The sequence below is a fragment of the Bacillus cereus group sp. MYBK101-2 genome (assembly GCF_051918845.1).
GTDB lineage: Bacteria > Bacillota > Bacilli > Bacillales > Bacillaceae_G > Bacillus_A > Bacillus_A paranthracis.
In genome coordinates, this window is sequence record NZ_JBQAIE010000001.1 from 650,789 (window position 1) to 666,123 (window position 15,335).

Genomic DNA, 15,335 nt, shown 5'->3' on the forward strand with positions numbered 1-15,335 from the left:
TACTCGCATATAATGAACCTAACGAACGGTAGGTAGGGGATGAAAATGACAGCAAACCGCATTAAAGCTGTAGCACTTTCTCATTTCGCACGCTACGGCTACGAAGGAACTTCATTAGCAAATATTGCTCAAGAAGTCGGGATTAAAAAACCATCAATTTACGCACACTTTAAAGGAAAAGAAGAGCTATATTTTATATGCTTAGAATCCGCTCTTCAAAAAGATTTACAAAGCTTCACAGGCGATATCGAAAAGTTTTCCAATTCGTCTACTGAAGAATTGCTCTTACAGCTACTAAAGGGCTATGCAAAACGATTTGGTGAAAGTGAAGAATCAATGTTTTGGTTACGAACTTCTTATTTTCCGCCTGATGCATTTCGCGAACAAATTATTAATAAAGCAAATGTACACATTGAAAACGTCGGAAAACTTTTATTCCCTATATTTAAAAGAGCAAGCGAACGAGATGAGTTGCATAACATTGAAGTAAAAGACGCCTTAGAGGCTTTTCTATGCTTACTTGACGGTCTTATGGTTGAACTACTATACGCAGGTTTAAATCGTTTTGAGACACGTTTAGACGCTTCTTGGAAAGTATTTTGGCGTGGACTTTCAAACTGACGGATTGCTCCTTTGCAATGCGTCGTTTTTAAGCCCTTTACCTAACGACTGGTAGGAAGGAGAGATGACATATGGCATGGATTTATGTAATCTTAGCTGGTATTATTGAAATCTTTTGGGTAATTGGATTAAAACACGCGGAGGCTCCACTTGAATGGGCTGGTGTTGCGTTATTAATTACAGTTAGTTTCGTCTTATTATTTAGAGCTTATAAAGATTTACCTGTTGGTACTGTATACGCAGTCTTCACTGGAATTGGAGCTGGTGGAATCGTTCTTACAGAAATTTTCGTTTTCGGAGAGCCATTCTCTATCGTAAAAGTATTATTAATTGGTTTAATCTTCTTTGGCGTAATTGGTTTAAAGCGAGTAACAGAAGAAAAAGAAGCGAAGGAGGCCGCATAAAATGGCTTGGGTATTTTTAATTCTAGCTGGTATTTGTGAAATTATTGGTGTACTCTTTATGAAAGTAGCCACTGAAAAGAAAGGCTGGGCACCAAAAGTTATTTTAATCGCTAACTTCGGCGTAAGCTTCTTCTTCTTATCCCTTGCGATGAACACATTACCGATGGGAACTGCTTACGCGATTTGGACTGGAATCGGAACTGCCGGAAGTGCACTTCTAGGCATCCTTATTTTCCGCGAATCAGCGGATTGGCGTCGTCTTGCTTTCTTAAGCTGCATTCTATGCGGCGCTGTTGGCTTAAAACTATTGAGCTAACGTGAGGTGAATGTCATGTGGAAAGAAAAAGGGAAGCAACTGTTAGCATGGATCACGCTTAGTATCGTCATTCTATTACAAATCAGTTTTCACATAATAGAATGGTTGTTTCATAAAATAGTATCCATTCTCACATTCCTTCCTAACTTGACACTTGAAATGATATCAATCGTTTGGTCCATTATTGCCTCCATTTCAATCGTCATTATATGGAGTATCGCCAAGCTGTGGAATAAGTTATTTAAAAAGGACAGTACTTCTGAAAAAGAGTAACTGTCCTTTTTTATATTCCTTCAGACTTTTTGTAGAAGTTTGATGTGATAAGACAAAGAAGACCGACTATGGCAATACTTATACCAACCCCTTTATGCAAACTAGGAAATAACGGTGGTATATCTGAATAAACATTTGCTAATATGAGACCGATTGAAACGAAAAATATCCCTATTCTATATAACCATTTTCTTTTGTTCATTATTCTCCCCTCCTAAAATTTTTCATACACTCCTTTCTTTTGGACATACTACCTAAAAAAGGAGTGGATAATATGCAAAATTCCGTACATAAGCAGATCCTATTTTTATTTTTCCTCTTTCTTATTCTCGTTATCGTTTTCAGCTTTATATTACATACTCCGAAAGATGTTATACCGAGTAATCTTTCTGTTTATAAACTTTTACTTTCCTATTGTCGTTATTGAATAAGGTGCCTTATATAGGGCACCTTTTAAAATTCTCTTTTTTCATATAGCTTTACCGAAGCAAGTACAGATAAAAGCAACATACAAATAGAACAACTTAACAATACTCCATTATGTAAATGAATTTGTTCTATATTAACTTGAAAGAACATTTCTATAATAACAATCGGTGCCATTAGTATAAAAAGCGTAATAAAAATAGATTTTTTATATCCTAGCCAAAACGATATCGGTAAGACAAGACTTAAATATATAAAAACAAAGCCAGTAATCGTAACTAATGTTGTCGTTATAAATTCAAAAGTTCCACCTTCAAACTGATTGATTACTAAAGGACTAGACACTATCATACTTATAATAAAAACAATAAATGCCATTATGTATTTTGCTACTACAATTTCTTTTTTTGCTAGCGGTAAACTATTTAACATTACTTCACCATCATATTTTTTATCATCATTAAATGTTTTTAAAATTGCTATAACTGGAATTATAGCTGACATAATTACGTAAAAGCTTTTAACATCTGTTAATGTCATATACAAGAAAAGAGGGTATATTAAGTACCATATTAAATGCTTCCATTGCATGATAAAATCCTTTATTATGAGTTGCCTCACGATTACTCCTCCCCTCATAAATCACGCTCATTATATAAGCTAACTGAAAGCAACATGGACATGATATACAAAAGAATGAGTCCTGCTATAAAACAAATATTTACGACTAGACTCGTGTTCCAAGCATTTTCTACATCTAACCAGACGTTACTTACAATCAGTCCACTTAAATACCCCAACGCAAGTCCAGCGAACGGAGCAATTTGTTTTGCACTGTTATATCCTACTGAAAATTCAATCGGAAGTACAATTATGCTACAAACAACCCCACCTGTTATACCACCGAGAATTTCTCCCCACAGCATAAATCCAGTCATATGCTCATTTTGTAGCTGTATGAAACCAACCACTAGGGAGAAACATCCACCTAGAGCAACTAAAATACTTACAAATATGTATTTCCCTATGACAAGATCTTTACGGTCAAACGGTAAACTATTTACTATCAGTTCACTTTTATTTTTCCCCTCATAACTCATTGACAGTATCATGCCAAGAGCAGGTACAAACATACTAAATGTCATCAAAAAACTATCACTACTAAAATCAACAATGAGCAGGAACAAAAAACATATAAGATAAACAAACCCTAACTTTCTTTGCATCATCATATCTTTTAAAACTAATTGCTTGATCATGTTTTGCACCTCCTAATATGAAAATGTCCCATCTATAACTCTGCCTCCTGAAACATTTTCATTGAGAGGAACATTGATATGAATATACTCACTAATACTCCAATACCAAGAACACTCATTGCTTGTGTAGCCTCTTGAGAGTGAAGTACTTTTAACATAATTGTTTTATCACCAAAAATATTGCACATAAGACCAATCATACCTATTAAAGGAAACAGCATAATCAAATTCAAGACTGTAATAACTTTATATCCCCCAATGTAATTAGTCGGTATCGTTACTACACAATAAATCAAAGTTGCTACTATCGCTGAAAACACTGCATATCCAGGCATGACTATATCCCTGTCCAATAAAATATTTCCTAATATTACGACTATAAAAGTTACACTTAAACCAGCCATAATAAATAATGTGCTTGAAATATATTTAGCTATAATTATCTCTTTTCTCGTTATAGGTAAACTCACTAATACTTTTTCCGCTTTACTTTTCTCGTCATAATAAAAAGAAATATATATAATCGTACTACATGTTATAAATAATCCTATTGCAATCCCCATTGGTTCGACGGAATTCTTAAAAATAGATAAAATAGGGATTAAAAAATAAAAAGGAAACATCTTCTTCTGTAAAAAAAACTCCTTCAAAATCAACTGTTGCATATGAATTCTCCTCTCTATAAATCACGCGTTTCATAAATTTTAATTGTAAGAAGCATAGAAACGATATAGACACTAGCTAATATAATTCCTCCAATTATAAATACACCAATATGCAGCGGATTCATAATCCACTCAATGAATGAAGGTGCTGTTTCATCCAATCCATCTCCTATGAATATCCAAGCAATTCCACCAACTACCATTGATGCTCCTGACACTATACTCCGTGCTATCTGTGACCTTGTAACATAATAACTAGGAAGGAATATTACAACAAAAAATATGGCGTAAACAGCTCCATTTATTACTTCATACCATGAAATCTCAATATATAGATTAGGGTGGTATGTACCGATATCCGCAATAAAAGTAATACCTCTTATAAGAAAAACAATCAACATAGTAGAAATCATGCCCCCTACAATGAATATTGCACAGGAAATATATCTAGCAATTATGATATCCTTTCTACTTAGCGGTAAACTATTCATCATAATGTCACTTGTATTCCGTTCATCTATTATGATTAATATAATAACTGAGGAAAGAGTTATAAATAAACAACTCATAGGAAACAGCATTCCCTCACCGGGTTCAAATAAAAAGAATATAAAGGGTATAATAAAGTATACGAACCATATCCCCCGAAAAAAGATCAAATCCTTATATACGAGCTGACGCATAGGCACTTCTCCCTTTCGCAGTGTAAACGATAATATCATCTAATGTAGGCTTTTCTAGTACAACCTCATTTCCAAACCAGTCAATAATTGCTTGTTTATCCTTCGCTAAACCTTCAAAACCAAATTTATTTTTTCGTAATCCAACAAATAGCTCTTTTCCTTCTCGGTCTAATAAATCGTTACTTCCTTTTACGATTACGTAGTTCTCCATTAATTCATCTTTCTCACCAGTAAATATAATTTCGCCATCGTTGATAAACGTAATATAATCTGCGATGCGCTCTAAGTCTGTTGTAATGTGCGTTGAGAATAAAACAGATACTTCTTCTTCCATTACAATTTCTTGCAGCATATCAAGTAATTCACTTCGAACAACTGGATCTAATCCTGCTGTCGGTTCGTCCATAATGATAAACTCCGCGTGGTGCGAAAGTGCGATGGCAATCGCAAATTTCATTTTCATCCCTTTTGATAGTTCTTTAATTTTTTTATACTTTGGAACTTGCAATCTATGCATATACGATTGATACTGCTCTTCGTCCCACTTTTTATATAACGGTGCAATAATACGCTTCATTTGCTCACACGTTAAATCTTCGTAATAATGATTTTCATCATATACAAAGCCGATATTTTGCTTTATTTCCTTTTCGGCTTTCTTGTTGCCCTTGCCAAAAATTTTTATATCGCCGCTATCTTTTCTAATTAAATTCATAATCATTTTGATCGTCGTACTTTTCCCGGCCCCGTTCGGTCCGACAAATCCCATAATATATCCGCGTGGTAATGTAAAACTTATATTTTTTACTGCAAAATCTTCATAACTTTTACATACGTTTTTTAACTCTAACATCTCTTATTCCCCCTCATATAAACACGCAATCATCTGCTGTAATTCTTCAAGTGAAAGCTGTAACGCTTTACTTTCATTTACAATCTCTTCCGCTTTGCTTTCCAATAGACGAAGCCTTTGTTCTTTTAATAGTTCATTATTTTTACGTGAAACATAAGTCCCCTTCCCAGCAACAGTTTCTATATATCCTTCTTTCTCAAGCTCCTCGTACGCACGCTTCGTAGTAATTACACTAATCTGTAATTCCTTTGCTAAGCTACGAATAGACGGTAATTGGTCTCCACCCTTTAAACCACCATTTAAAATAAGCTGGCTTAATTGTTTTCTTATCTGTACATAAATAGGGTCTTGGGAAGAATTCGAAATAATAATATTCATGTTTTCCTCCAGTGTGTATATACTGTATATACCTTATATATACAGTATATACACATTATCCTATTTTTGGCAAGAAAAAAAGACCAACATTTTCCTGTTGGTCTTTCGTATATGTATCACTTTTCAAAGCGATCTAACATCTCATCTCTCATTCCGAAACTCACTACCGCAATTCCTACATACATAAACAGAAGGAACGCCGGATGAACTGTGTTGTACCAAGTGCTATCAACAATTAAATAAATCGTTAATGCCACAACAAGAACAAACGCTAAGATAAACATATAAAAGTGTCTTGTACTACCCATGATAAACTCCTCTCTTCTCACTTCACCATTCAACAGTATATTTTATCGAATAATTCGATATGACTCAAGGTTAACTTTCTGTTATGTAATCAAGTTCCACCTTTACAATGTCCTCACATGCTATTGAAATGATCGTTCCTTGCTTATCAATTGCCGTCACTTCTCTATTATCCATTACACGATGCGCTACTCTTTCTAACACTTTTCCTTGGTCTCGATAGCAAAATTCTTTTACATCTTTAATTGTTTCTCCATTTTCTAAATGGTATACCATTCTATAACACCGATATCCCACACTTTCACCCCCGTCTTGCTCGTTTTTTCACATATACATAAAAATGAGTAATTTTTGCCTCATCACATCTTCTTAATTTCAATAAAATTCTAACAAAAATAAATACTTTTATCAAACTGACTTTTTCAACAAAATCACCTATAAAACTGCCTCTTTACACCATTATGAAACAAAAAATATAAATTTTTAACATTTTCTTCACCACTTCTGCATAAAGTGAAACTTTAATCAGTGGGTGTTTTTGTTCATCTCTACTGATTACCAGGCCACAAATTGCGGAACAAATTCTCCATACAAAAAAAGAACTCGCATATAGCGAGTTCTTCCTTTGTTATTCTAATCAAACTTGTACAGGAGCTGGCTTTTCATAACGTAAAACTGGTTTACGTGCAGCCATCGTTTCGTCTAAACGTTTAATGACTGTTGTATGAGGTGCTTCTTGTACAACTTCTGGATTTTCTTCTACTTCTTTAGCGATTTGAATCATCTTATCAATGAAACCGTCTAATGTTTCTTTTGATTCTGTTTCCGTCGGCTCAATCATAATACATTCTTCCACATTTAATGGGAAGTAAATTGTCGGTGGATGGTAACCGAAATCAAGCAGGCGTTTTGCGATATCTAATGTACGTACACCAAGTTTCTTTTGACGACGACCTGATAATACAAACTCATGCTTACAATGTCTATCGAACGGAAGATCATAGAATGGTGCTAATCTTCTCATCATATAGTTCGCATTTAATACCGCATACTCCGTTACTGCACGTAATCCATCTGGACCCATAGAACGAATGTATGTGTATGCACGAACGTTAATTCCGAAGTTACCGTAGAATGGTTTTACGCGCCCAATTGCTTCTGGACGATCATAGTTAAAGCGATAGCCATCTTCCGTTTTCTCTAAAATTGGTTTTGGTAAGTACGGAATTAAATCAGCTTTCACACCTACTGGACCAGAACCTGGGCCACCGCCGCCGTGAGGGCCTGTAAATGTTTTATGAAGGTTTAAATGCACAACGTCAAATCCCATATCTCCTGGGCGCGCTTGGCTTAATACCGCATTTAAGTTTGCACCATCATAGTATAATTTACCGCCTGCGTTATGGACGATTTCTGCCATTTCTAAAATATTTTCTTCGAATAAACCTAATGTATTAGGGTTTGTTAACATAAGTGCTGCTGTTTCTTCATTTACAACACGTTTTAAGTCTTCTAAGTCAACAAGACCATGTTCATTTGATTTTACCGTAATTGTTTCAAAACCAGCTACAGTTGCAGATGCTGGATTCGTTCCGTGAGCAGAGTCAGGAACAATTACTTTCGTACGGTTAAAGTCACCATTTGCTTCATGGTATGCACGAATTAACATTAAGCCTGTCCATTCTCCGTGTGCACCAGCTGCTGGTTGTAATGTAACAGTATCCATACCTGTAATTTCAATTAAATGCTCTTGTAAATCGTACATTAATTCCATTGCACCTTGTACTGTCTTTTCATCTTGCAACGGATGAATATTTGCAAATCCTGCGAAACGAGCTACACTCTCATTAATTTTCGGATTATATTTCATCGTACAAGATCCAAGTGGATAGAATCCAGAATCAACGCCGTGGTTACGGTTTGAAAGTGCTGTATAGTGGCGCATAATATCAAGTTCAGATACTTCTGGTAGCTCTGCATCTTCTACTCGAATATAATCGCTCTCAAATACATCTTCTAGTTTCACTTCTTCTACATCTAATTTTGGTAGGCTATATCCTATGCGTCCTTCTTTACTTACTTCAAAGATAAGTGCTTGGTCTTGGTTCTTCATTGGATAGCCCCCATTTCGTTTACAAGTGTGTCAATTTCCTCTTTTGTACGAAGCTCAGTTACTGCTACAAGCATATGGTTCTCATGCTCTTTATAATCACGGCCTAGGTCGTAACCGCCGATAATATTCTTTTGTAATAATGCATCGTTTACTTCTTTCACTGGGCGCTTGCAATCTACAACGAACTCATTAAAGAATGGTCCAGCAAATGTAACTGTGAAGCCTTTCGCTTCAAATTGACGTTTTGCATATTGTGCTTTAGAAATGTTTTGACGCGCCATTTCTTTCACACCTTGTTTACCAAGTGCCGTCATTGCAACTGATGCTGCTAATGCATTTAACGCTTGGTTTGAACAAATGTTAGACGTCGCTTTATCACGACGAATGTGCTGTTCACGTGCTTGTAACGTTAATACAAACCCACGTTTCCCATCTGAATCTACAGTTTGTCCAACAAGACGTCCTGGAATTTTACGCATAAATGCTTTCGTTGTTGCAAAGTAACCACAGTGTGGTCCACCAAACTGCGTTGGAATACCAAATGGTTGTGCATCACCGATTACAATATCAGCACCAAATTTTCCTGGTGGTGTTAATGCGCCTAATGATAATGGATTTGAAGAAACGATAAATAATGATTTTTGTTGATGAACGATTTTTTCAATATCAGCTAATTTTTCAACTTGTCCAAAGAAGTTTGGATATTGAACGATTACACAAGCAACTGTATCATCTACTTCACTTTGTAATACATCTAAATCTGTTACACCATCTTTATGATTAATTTCAACAACTTCAAGATGTTGACCTTTTGCATATGTTTCAAGTACAGCTCTTGATTCTGGATGAACTGCGCTAGATACAAGAATTTTCTTTTTACGAGTATGGCCAGCTGCTAGCATTGCCGCTTCAGCTAAAGCTGTACCACCGTCGTACATAGAAGAGTTTGCTACATCCATTCCTGTTAATTCACAAATCATCGTTTGGAATTCAAAGATTGCTTGTAATTCCCCTTGTGAAATTTCTGGTTGGTATGGCGTGTAAGCTGTATAAAATTCTGAGCGAGAGATAACATGATCTACGATTACTGGAGCGTAATGGTCGTATACGCCTGCTCCTAAGAAAGAAGCGTACTCTTTTAAGTTAGCATTTTTACTAGCCATTTGAGATAACTCTTTTAAAAGCTCTGGCTCTGATTTTGCTTCTTTAATTTTTAAATCCCCTTTAAAACGAACACTCTCTGGAATATCAGAGAATAACTCATCGATCGTTTGAACGCCGATCGTTTGTAACATTTCTTTTTTGTCTTCTTCTGTCATTGGAAGATAACGATGCAACATGAAATCTACCCCTCTCCCCGTTACTTTGAACGTTTATAAAATGGTGTTGGAACAACTACTGCTTTGACGCGTTTATTACGAATTTCAATTTCTACTTCTGTATCAACTGCTGCGTATTTTACATCAATTAGTGCTAAACCAATGCTTTTCTTTAACGTTGGAGATTGTGTACCACTCGTTACTTCCCCGATTTTTTCTTCTCCAATAAATACAGGGTAATGCGTACGAGGAATTCCACGTTCGATTACTTCGATGCCGACTAACTTACGAGGCGCACCGTTTTCTTTTTGCTCTTTTAAAGTCGCTTTCCCAAAGAAGTCTGCTTCTTTATTTGGTTTTACCGCAAAGCCAATCCCAGCTTCAACCGGTGTAATATCTTTTGATAATTCTTGACCGTAAAGTGGTAATGTTGCTTCGAAACGAAGTGTATCACGAGCACCTAAACCACATGGTTTTAAGCCCTCTTCTGCTCCAACTTCAAGAAGTTTCTCCCAAAGTTTTGCAGCATCTTCACTCTTACAGTAAATTTCAAATCCATCTTCACCTGTATAACCTGTACGAGATACAAGTGCTGGAATTCCATCTACAAGAATATCGTTTTTAAATTTAAAGAACTTAATTTCTTTCAAATCTTCTGACACAACTTTTTGTAAAATGCCTTCTGCTTTTGGTCCTTGAATTGCAAGCTGTGCAACTTCACTAGAAACATTGACTACTGTCGCATCGCCAATTACATGGCTAGCTAACCATTCGTAATCTTTCTCGATATTTGATGCGTTGATAACTAATAAATAGTCTTCTTCACCACGTTTGTAGATTAATAAATCATCTACTGTACCACCATTTTCGTAGCACATTGCTGTATATTGTGCGCCCCCTACCTTTAAGGTAGATACGTCATTTGTAACAACACGTTGTAAAAATGCTAAACTATCTACACCTTTTACCTCAACTTCTCCCATATGAGACACATCGAACAAACCTGCCGCTGTACGTACAGCTTCATGTTCTTCTTTAATGCTTGAAAATTGAACTGGTAACTCCCAACCACCGAAGTCGATTGTTTTCCCACCATACTTCGCGTATACATCAAATAACGGTGTACGTTGTAATGTAATCATGATCTCTCCCCCTTATGCTCTGACAAATCAATAAAAGTTGTTACTCATTTCTAAACATTTTCATTCTAAAAAGATAGGATATACGGAATCTCATTATATTTTTTTATGAAAGCGTAAATAAAAAATCACTTTCTTGGATAAAATACGAAAGATTCCACACATTTCACACCATTATCCTAACATTATTCGCTATATTTCATCAATATTCTAGCATAAAAAATAATTTAGAATTTTTTACGCTTAATCTTATTACATACAGTTTTTAAGATTTAGTTCTTTATCTTTACTTATTGTTTACCTTTCAGTAAGTGTAATAGCGCCTTATTACAAGGCTTATATATTAAAGATTTTTTCATAATTACTTTAGTTTATAAAAGGTGGGAGAGTCGTAATGAATGTCGATATTTCCATAGATCGAACGTGGCAAAACAATTTTTTAAATAGAATTGATGAAGATGGTCCTTGGACAAATTGGGATTTATATCATTTAGCTTATGAAACAGAAAAATCATTACTTGTTCCTACTTTTGATGGATTACAAGCACCGAAACATTTATCCCATTTCACACCACTTCCTCATCAATTAGAAGTCGCTCAAAATGTTATTGAACAAATGAATGGTAAAGCGATTCTAGCAGATGAAGTAGGACTTGGAAAAACGATTGAAGCTGGACTTATTTTAAAAGAATATATGGTCCGCGGCCTTGTGAAAAAAGTACTTATACTCGTTCCAGCCTCTCTCGTATCACAATGGGCATACGAATTAAATACAAAGTTTTTCATTCCAGCTGTAGCTCAAAAGAAAAGCTACTCGTGGGAACAAGCCGATGTGATTGTATCATCAATTGATACTGCAAAACGTTCACCACATCGTGATATCGTTTTGAACTTAGAATATGACCTTATTATTATCGATGAAGCACATAAACTTAAAAATAATAAAACAAAAAACTATGAATTTGCACAGCGATTAAAAAAGAAATTTTGTTTATTATTAACCGCTACTCCTGTCCAAAATAAGATTGATGAAATTTTCAACCTCGTTTCTTTATTAAAACCAGGACATTTAGGCAATCAATCCAATTTTGAAGAATATTATGCTTCAAAAAATCGTTCAGCCGAATCTGATGAAGATTTAAAAGCTCTTATTAACAAAGTAATGGTCCGAAATCGGCGTCATAATACCGGGATTGATTGGCCAAAGAGACATGTACGTACAATTTTTGTTGAGTTTAATGAAGAAGAGCAAGCTCTATATAATGATATCGAAAATTGGCGAGGACAAGACGCCTTCACATCTGCTTTCTCATCATTAACTTTAAAACGGGAAGCGTGTAGTAGTCGCGAGGCCGTTTACTATTCATTAAAAAAACATGTAGAAAAACGACAGAAGGAAAATGAGAATTACGTAAAAGATCCGCATATTGATGTGCTAATGGACAAAATTAACCGTATTCCTTTTAACTCAAAAGCAAATAAAGCGCTAGAGCTTATAAAAGAAATTGACGATAAAGTCGTCATTTTCACAGAATACCGAGCGTCACAAATGTACTTACAATGGTTTTTACAACAGCACGGTATTTCTTCTGTCCCATTCCGCGGCGGATTTAAACGAGGAAAGAAAGATTGGATGAAGGAACTTTTCCAAAATCATGCGCAAGTGCTAATCGCAACGGAAGCTGGTGGTGAAGGAATTAACTTACAATTTTGTAGCCATATGATCAATTACGATTTACCATGGAACCCAATGCGCCTTGAACAAAGAATCGGACGTATTCACCGCCTTGGTCAAAAGAATGATGTTCATATTTATAACTTAGCTACAAAACACACTGTGGAAGAACATATTTTGAAACTGTTATATGAAAAAATTAATTTATTTGAGCGTGTGATCGGTGAACTTGATGAAATTTTAACGAGAATTAATATGAAAAACATCGACGCACACATTCAAGAAATATTTGCGCAATCAAAAAGCGAAGGAGAAATCCGAATTAAGATGGAAAACTTAACATCTATTATCGACTTTGCGAAGCGAAATGAAGCTGAGGTGCACGGCTATGCAGCAACATGAAATTCATAATTACTTATACAATTTTTTTGAGGCGAATAACTGTGAAATTTTAGAACGTTCTCCTCATCTATTGGATGTGCAATTAACAATTGAGATGGATAAATTATTAATGAATCGCCCTTTTTATTGGCACTATCTTGAAAAAACAGGAGGCGTACCGAATCCGATGCGCCTTACTCTTATTACAAATCCAGAAAATGAAGAAAACGATGGTGAGCTTATCCACTACGGTTCACCACGTCTTCATCAAATTTTTCAAACGACAAAAGAATTAGGCTCTTACATACGCTTATATGAGGAAGTACGGCATAGCGGAGCGACACATACACCGCTCCATCCGTGGCTCGGTGTAAATATAAAAGTTTCCTATCAATGTGATCGAAAAAAAGATATCCTCCACTCCATTGGCATTCATCTTATTTCTGGCACAATGATTGCAAACTTTCATGAAACATTAACGAAAATTAAACTTACACCGAAAATACCTGACTTTTGTTTTACGCTCTCGCCTATTATTAAACCGCAAAGCGGTTTACAACGTATAGAGGACGCTTTAAAAAATATCATTGCAGAAGATGACCATACGTGGGCGAAAGAAGCAAGAGTGCGCTGGAATCACGATTTAGACCTTTTAAATCGTTTTTATGAAGAAAGTGATGAACTTCCCGAAAGCTATGAAATTGAAAAGCAAGCTTTGCAAGAACAATATGAACCCCGCATTACAGTACAAATTATTAACGGTGGACTCTTTTATGTTACCGCGAATCATTTTCTAACTTAAAAAGCCCCTTCTGTTTTAGAAGGAGCTTTTTTTAGTTATCCTCTATCGCCATTACGCTCTTGTTGTTTTTGCTTTGCCATGCGTTTTTGATACGCACGATCCTTTGCGCTCACATGATTAGCATCAGTTGGAAGATTTTCTTTTGAACGGCCAATTCCATTGCTCATCTTTTCCCCTCCTTTTTATATCTTTCAAAATACACCCTTATTTTCAGCTAGAGACACCATCCTTATACAAAAAAATAAGAGTAGCCAATGGCTACTCTTACTCACTCACATATTTTTGAAACATATCATGGATGCCTTTATTTACGAGGTTCGAGATCTGCTCGTCAGATTTATTCGGATAACGATCACGCAATCTGATAGATGCCTTCACCATTAAATTTTCTAATACAGAACGGCCGCCTTCTCCATAAATAATTTCCGCATATTCAACAAGCCTTCCATCCTCTACTGTTGCTGGATTATGATTGAAGAAAAATTTACTCATTGCCTCCACCTCTCTCTTTTGATAACGTTTACATTTATATAAATTATTTATGTTATTTATTTCACAATATTGTATGCATGTATATTTAATTAGTTTCATTATAAAGCAACATATCGATAGTAAATATGTGATTTTCCGTCCATTTTGTGAACAAACTAAAAATGAAAGCGTTTCCTTTATTATATACTAAAAAAACTTACTACGCTAGGGGCAATTTTTTCAATCTACTAATCATATACTTTTTCTTTTTTCAATAAACCTTATACAATTTTCAGAAATTATATTATAAAATATATGTATGACTTAAGGAGGCTGTATATGAATCAAAATAAAAAAGCTATATTAGATCTTGTCTTTTATCTCGTAATCCCATTCCTCATTTGGAAATTCGCAAAACCTTATATCGATCCGTATTATGCGATGTTACTTTCCTCTGTTCCGGGAATTATTTATACACTGTATACCTTTAAAAAAGAAAAGCAGTTTAACGTGACAGGGTTCTTTATTTTAATTACACTCATTTCTAATACAACGGTAGATCTATTATCTGGATCAGCTGAACGAATGTTGTGGAACGATGCGTATTATCACATCGTACTCGGTATTATCGTTATATGTACAATTTTTATAAAAAAACCACTTATGTTATATTTCGCAGCAGATATTGCTGCACTGCAAGGCCATGACCGTGATAAAAGTCGTGAACTGTATCGTGATAGTCGTATCTATCCAGCATTGCAATATTTAACGCTCTTTTTCGGTCTCCAATTCATATTAAAAAGCTTCTTAAAAATTTATTTCATCTCTGTTTTCGGTGTAGATGGCTACGGTGAAATGAGAGCAATTATGACCGCTGTTGGATGGGGCATTTCCATTTGTATTGGAATTGGATTTGTCTGGGTAAACAATAAAATACATGCCGTTACAGAAGAAAAAGAGTCTATGCAGTAAATGAAAATCCCCTAGTAGTATGATGCTACTAGGGGATTTTCATTTTGCTACACATATTACGAAATCTTTAACTTGATTTTTTTCTTTTATTTTTTACGTTTTGATAAAACAAAGCAGCACTTAGCGGCATAACACCAAACCACTTATTCATAAATGGCTCTTTTTCAGCACGGCGTTGTTCTTTCTTTTGTTTACGATCTTCTTTTGGAGCATCCATATACGACACAAACTGCTGTGTCACAAAGCGAACATAATCATTAGTAGACATATTATCATCAC

The 15,335-nt window shown here is 35.3% G+C and carries 23 protein-coding genes; 8 read left to right on the top strand and 15 right to left on the bottom strand.

All coding sequences use genetic code 11. The features are described from left to right. Nucleotides 1-39: 39 nt before the first annotated feature. The 4 genes from ACTFSI_RS03450 to ACTFSI_RS03465 all read left to right on the top strand — a co-directional run bounded on the left by ACTFSI_RS03450 (nt 40) and on the right by ACTFSI_RS03465 (nt 1,614). A complete protein-coding gene (locus tag ACTFSI_RS03450; protein ID WP_139895889.1) occupies nt 40-621 on the top strand; it encodes a TetR/AcrR family transcriptional regulator in 582 nt (193 codons plus the stop codon). Nucleotides 622-692: 71 nt separating this feature from the next. Further along, complete coding sequence (locus ACTFSI_RS03455; protein WP_000312351.1) at nt 693-1,025, top strand: DMT family transporter; 333 nt, start codon at nt 693-695, stop codon at nt 1,023-1,025. 1 nt (nt 1,026) lies between these two features. Continuing rightward, on the top strand, nt 1,027-1,341 hold the full coding sequence (locus ACTFSI_RS03460; RefSeq protein ID WP_000312623.1) for a DMT family transporter: 315 nt from the start codon (nt 1,027-1,029) through the stop codon (nt 1,339-1,341). 15 nt (nt 1,342-1,356) lie between these two features. Further along, the gene (locus ACTFSI_RS03465; protein WP_000265384.1) at nt 1,357-1,614 is read left to right on the top strand and encodes a DUF3975 family protein; all 258 of its coding nucleotides are present in this window, start codon (nt 1,357-1,359) and stop codon (nt 1,612-1,614) included. A gap of 10 nt (nt 1,615-1,624) precedes the next feature. On the opposite strand, the gene ACTFSI_RS03470 is transcribed toward ACTFSI_RS03465, so the two are convergent. From ACTFSI_RS03470 to gcvT, 12 genes are all read right to left on the bottom strand, one after another. Beyond that, a complete protein-coding gene (locus tag ACTFSI_RS03470) occupies nt 1,625-1,816 on the bottom strand; it encodes a hypothetical protein (protein ID WP_139895890.1) in 192 nt (63 codons plus the stop codon). A 251-nt stretch (nt 1,817-2,067) separates the two neighbouring features. Next, entirely contained in the window at nt 2,068-2,661 is a 594-nt protein-coding gene (locus ACTFSI_RS03475) for an ABC-2 transporter permease (RefSeq protein WP_001249400.1), read from the bottom strand. Nucleotides 2,662-2,675: 14 nt separating this feature from the next. Next, nucleotides 2,676-3,299 (bottom strand): ABC-2 transporter permease, encoded by a 624-nt coding sequence (locus tag ACTFSI_RS03480; RefSeq protein WP_070806829.1) that lies wholly within the window; start codon nt 3,297-3,299, stop codon nt 2,676-2,678. Nucleotides 3,300-3,331: 32 nt separating this feature from the next. After that, nucleotides 3,332-3,964, bottom strand: coding sequence for an ABC-2 transporter permease (locus ACTFSI_RS03485; RefSeq protein WP_440045236.1), 633 nt, complete (start codon nt 3,962-3,964; stop codon nt 3,332-3,334). Nucleotides 3,965-3,978: 14 nt separating this feature from the next. Continuing rightward, nucleotides 3,979-4,647 (bottom strand): ABC-2 transporter permease, encoded by a 669-nt coding sequence (locus tag ACTFSI_RS03490; RefSeq protein ID WP_044793807.1) that lies wholly within the window; start codon nt 4,645-4,647, stop codon nt 3,979-3,981. Beyond that, nucleotides 4,628-5,500, bottom strand: a complete 873-nt coding sequence (locus ACTFSI_RS03495; RefSeq protein ID WP_440045237.1) for an ABC transporter ATP-binding protein — start codon at nt 5,498-5,500, stop codon at nt 4,628-4,630. The genes ACTFSI_RS03490 and ACTFSI_RS03495 overlap by 20 nt, the downstream gene beginning before the upstream one ends. A 3-nt stretch (nt 5,501-5,503) precedes the next feature. After that, complete coding sequence (locus tag ACTFSI_RS03500) at nt 5,504-5,878, bottom strand: GntR family transcriptional regulator (protein ID WP_001021352.1); 375 nt, start codon at nt 5,876-5,878, stop codon at nt 5,504-5,506. A gap of 116 nt (nt 5,879-5,994) precedes the next feature. After that, complete coding sequence (locus ACTFSI_RS03505; RefSeq protein ID WP_000535935.1) at nt 5,995-6,186, bottom strand: hypothetical protein; 192 nt, start codon at nt 6,184-6,186, stop codon at nt 5,995-5,997. A 70-nt stretch (nt 6,187-6,256) separates the two neighbouring features. Next, nucleotides 6,257-6,460 (bottom strand): DUF3929 family protein, encoded by a 204-nt coding sequence (locus tag ACTFSI_RS03510; protein WP_000262495.1) that lies wholly within the window; start codon nt 6,458-6,460, stop codon nt 6,257-6,259. Nucleotides 6,461-6,821: 361 nt separating this feature from the next. Next, nucleotides 6,822-8,297, bottom strand: coding sequence for an aminomethyl-transferring glycine dehydrogenase subunit 2 (gcvPB, locus tag ACTFSI_RS03515; protein ID WP_000795696.1), 1,476 nt, complete (start codon nt 8,295-8,297; stop codon nt 6,822-6,824). Then, nucleotides 8,294-9,637, bottom strand: a complete 1,344-nt coding sequence (gene gcvPA, locus ACTFSI_RS03520) for an aminomethyl-transferring glycine dehydrogenase subunit 1 (protein WP_000903231.1) — start codon at nt 9,635-9,637, stop codon at nt 8,294-8,296. The genes gcvPB and gcvPA overlap by 4 nt, the downstream gene beginning before the upstream one ends. 20 nt (nt 9,638-9,657) lie before the next feature. Further along, on the bottom strand, nt 9,658-10,758 hold the full coding sequence (gcvT, locus tag ACTFSI_RS03525; RefSeq protein WP_000631772.1) for a glycine cleavage system aminomethyltransferase GcvT: 1,101 nt from the start codon (nt 10,756-10,758) through the stop codon (nt 9,658-9,660). Between the two features lie 391 nt (nt 10,759-11,149). Here gcvT and ACTFSI_RS03530 point away from each other — a divergent pair, with 391 nt between their 5' ends. Together ACTFSI_RS03530 and ACTFSI_RS03535 are read left to right on the top strand one after the other, a co-directional pair. Then, nucleotides 11,150-12,832, top strand: a complete 1,683-nt coding sequence (locus ACTFSI_RS03530) for a DEAD/DEAH box helicase (RefSeq protein ID WP_001100018.1) — start codon at nt 11,150-11,152, stop codon at nt 12,830-12,832. Continuing rightward, the gene (locus ACTFSI_RS03535) at nt 12,819-13,613 is read left to right on the top strand and encodes a YqhG family protein (RefSeq protein WP_001183969.1); all 795 of its coding nucleotides are present in this window, start codon (nt 12,819-12,821) and stop codon (nt 13,611-13,613) included. The genes ACTFSI_RS03530 and ACTFSI_RS03535 overlap by 14 nt, the downstream gene beginning before the upstream one ends. A 35-nt stretch (nt 13,614-13,648) precedes the next feature. Here ACTFSI_RS03535 and ACTFSI_RS03540 read toward each other — a convergent pair whose 3' ends face one another. Both ACTFSI_RS03540 and ACTFSI_RS03545 read right to left on the bottom strand, forming a co-directional pair. Continuing rightward, on the bottom strand, nt 13,649-13,780 hold the full coding sequence (locus ACTFSI_RS03540; RefSeq protein WP_000064669.1) for a hypothetical protein: 132 nt from the start codon (nt 13,778-13,780) through the stop codon (nt 13,649-13,651). A gap of 97 nt (nt 13,781-13,877) precedes the next feature. Continuing rightward, a complete protein-coding gene (locus ACTFSI_RS03545) occupies nt 13,878-14,105 on the bottom strand; it encodes a hypothetical protein (protein ID WP_000032699.1) in 228 nt (75 codons plus the stop codon). 73 nt (nt 14,106-14,178) lie between these two features. On the opposite strand from ACTFSI_RS03545, the gene ACTFSI_RS03550 reads away from it, so the two are divergent. Both ACTFSI_RS03550 and ACTFSI_RS03555 read left to right on the top strand, forming a co-directional pair. Further along, the gene (locus tag ACTFSI_RS03550) at nt 14,179-14,295 is read left to right on the top strand and encodes a hypothetical protein (RefSeq protein ID WP_003279814.1); all 117 of its coding nucleotides are present in this window, start codon (nt 14,179-14,181) and stop codon (nt 14,293-14,295) included. Nucleotides 14,296-14,423: 128 nt separating this feature from the next. Further along, nucleotides 14,424-15,056, top strand: coding sequence for a VC0807 family protein (locus tag ACTFSI_RS03555; protein WP_001073109.1), 633 nt, complete (start codon nt 14,424-14,426; stop codon nt 15,054-15,056). 67 nt (nt 15,057-15,123) lie between these two features. Here ACTFSI_RS03555 and ACTFSI_RS03560 read toward each other — a convergent pair whose 3' ends face one another. After that, the gene (locus tag ACTFSI_RS03560) at nt 15,124-15,324 is read right to left on the bottom strand and encodes a YqzE family protein (protein WP_000106079.1); all 201 of its coding nucleotides are present in this window, start codon (nt 15,322-15,324) and stop codon (nt 15,124-15,126) included. Between the last annotated feature and the right edge of the window lie 11 nt (nt 15,325-15,335).

Excerpts from the sequence above, each read along its gene's own strand:
- ACTFSI_RS03470 (WP_139895890.1), bottom strand. The coding sequence starts at position 1,816 with ATGAACAAAAGAAAATGGTTATATAGAATAGGGATATTTTTCGTTTCA.
- gcvPB (WP_000795696.1), bottom strand. The coding sequence starts at position 8,297 with ATGAAGAACCAAGACCAAGCACTTATCTTTGAAGTAAGTAAAGAAGGA.
- ACTFSI_RS03485 (WP_440045236.1), bottom strand. The coding sequence starts at position 3,964 with ATGCAACAGTTGATTTTGAAGGAGTTTTTTTTACAGAAGAAGATGTTT.
- ACTFSI_RS03540 (WP_000064669.1), bottom strand. The coding sequence starts at position 13,780 with ATGAGCAATGGAATTGGCCGTTCAAAAGAAAATCTTCCAACTGATGCT.
- ACTFSI_RS03495 (WP_440045237.1), bottom strand. The coding sequence starts at position 5,500 with ATGTTAGAGTTAAAAAACGTATGTAAAAGTTATGAAGATTTTGCAGTA.
- ACTFSI_RS03560 (WP_000106079.1), bottom strand. The coding sequence starts at position 15,324 with ATGTCTACTAATGATTATGTTCGCTTTGTGACACAGCAGTTTGTGTCG.
- ACTFSI_RS03480 (WP_070806829.1), bottom strand. The coding sequence starts at position 3,299 with ATGATCAAGCAATTAGTTTTAAAAGATATGATGATGCAAAGAAAGTTA.
- ACTFSI_RS03530 (WP_001100018.1), top strand. The coding sequence starts at position 11,150 with ATGAATGTCGATATTTCCATAGATCGAACGTGGCAAAACAATTTTTTA.
- gcvPA (WP_000903231.1), bottom strand. The coding sequence starts at position 9,637 with ATGTTGCATCGTTATCTTCCAATGACAGAAGAAGACAAAAAAGAAATG.
- ACTFSI_RS03555 (WP_001073109.1), top strand. The coding sequence starts at position 14,424 with ATGAATCAAAATAAAAAAGCTATATTAGATCTTGTCTTTTATCTCGTA.
- ACTFSI_RS03550 (WP_003279814.1), top strand. The coding sequence starts at position 14,179 with ATGCATGTATATTTAATTAGTTTCATTATAAAGCAACATATCGATAGT.
- ACTFSI_RS03510 (WP_000262495.1), bottom strand. The coding sequence starts at position 6,460 with ATGGTATACCATTTAGAAAATGGAGAAACAATTAAAGATGTAAAAGAA.
- ACTFSI_RS03490 (WP_044793807.1), bottom strand. The coding sequence starts at position 4,647 with ATGCGTCAGCTCGTATATAAGGATTTGATCTTTTTTCGGGGGATATGG.
- ACTFSI_RS03450 (WP_139895889.1), top strand. The coding sequence starts at position 40 with ATGAAAATGACAGCAAACCGCATTAAAGCTGTAGCACTTTCTCATTTC.
- ACTFSI_RS03455 (WP_000312351.1), top strand. The coding sequence starts at position 693 with ATGGCATGGATTTATGTAATCTTAGCTGGTATTATTGAAATCTTTTGG.
- gcvT (WP_000631772.1), bottom strand. The coding sequence starts at position 10,758 with ATGATTACATTACAACGTACACCGTTATTTGATGTATACGCGAAGTAT.
- ACTFSI_RS03535 (WP_001183969.1), top strand. The coding sequence starts at position 12,819 with ATGCAGCAACATGAAATTCATAATTACTTATACAATTTTTTTGAGGCG.
- ACTFSI_RS03460 (WP_000312623.1), top strand. The coding sequence starts at position 1,027 with ATGGCTTGGGTATTTTTAATTCTAGCTGGTATTTGTGAAATTATTGGT.
- ACTFSI_RS03465 (WP_000265384.1), top strand. The coding sequence starts at position 1,357 with ATGTGGAAAGAAAAAGGGAAGCAACTGTTAGCATGGATCACGCTTAGT.
- ACTFSI_RS03505 (WP_000535935.1), bottom strand. The coding sequence starts at position 6,186 with ATGGGTAGTACAAGACACTTTTATATGTTTATCTTAGCGTTTGTTCTT.
- ACTFSI_RS03545 (WP_000032699.1), bottom strand. The coding sequence starts at position 14,105 with ATGAGTAAATTTTTCTTCAATCATAATCCAGCAACAGTAGAGGATGGA.
- ACTFSI_RS03500 (WP_001021352.1), bottom strand. The coding sequence starts at position 5,878 with ATGAATATTATTATTTCGAATTCTTCCCAAGACCCTATTTATGTACAG.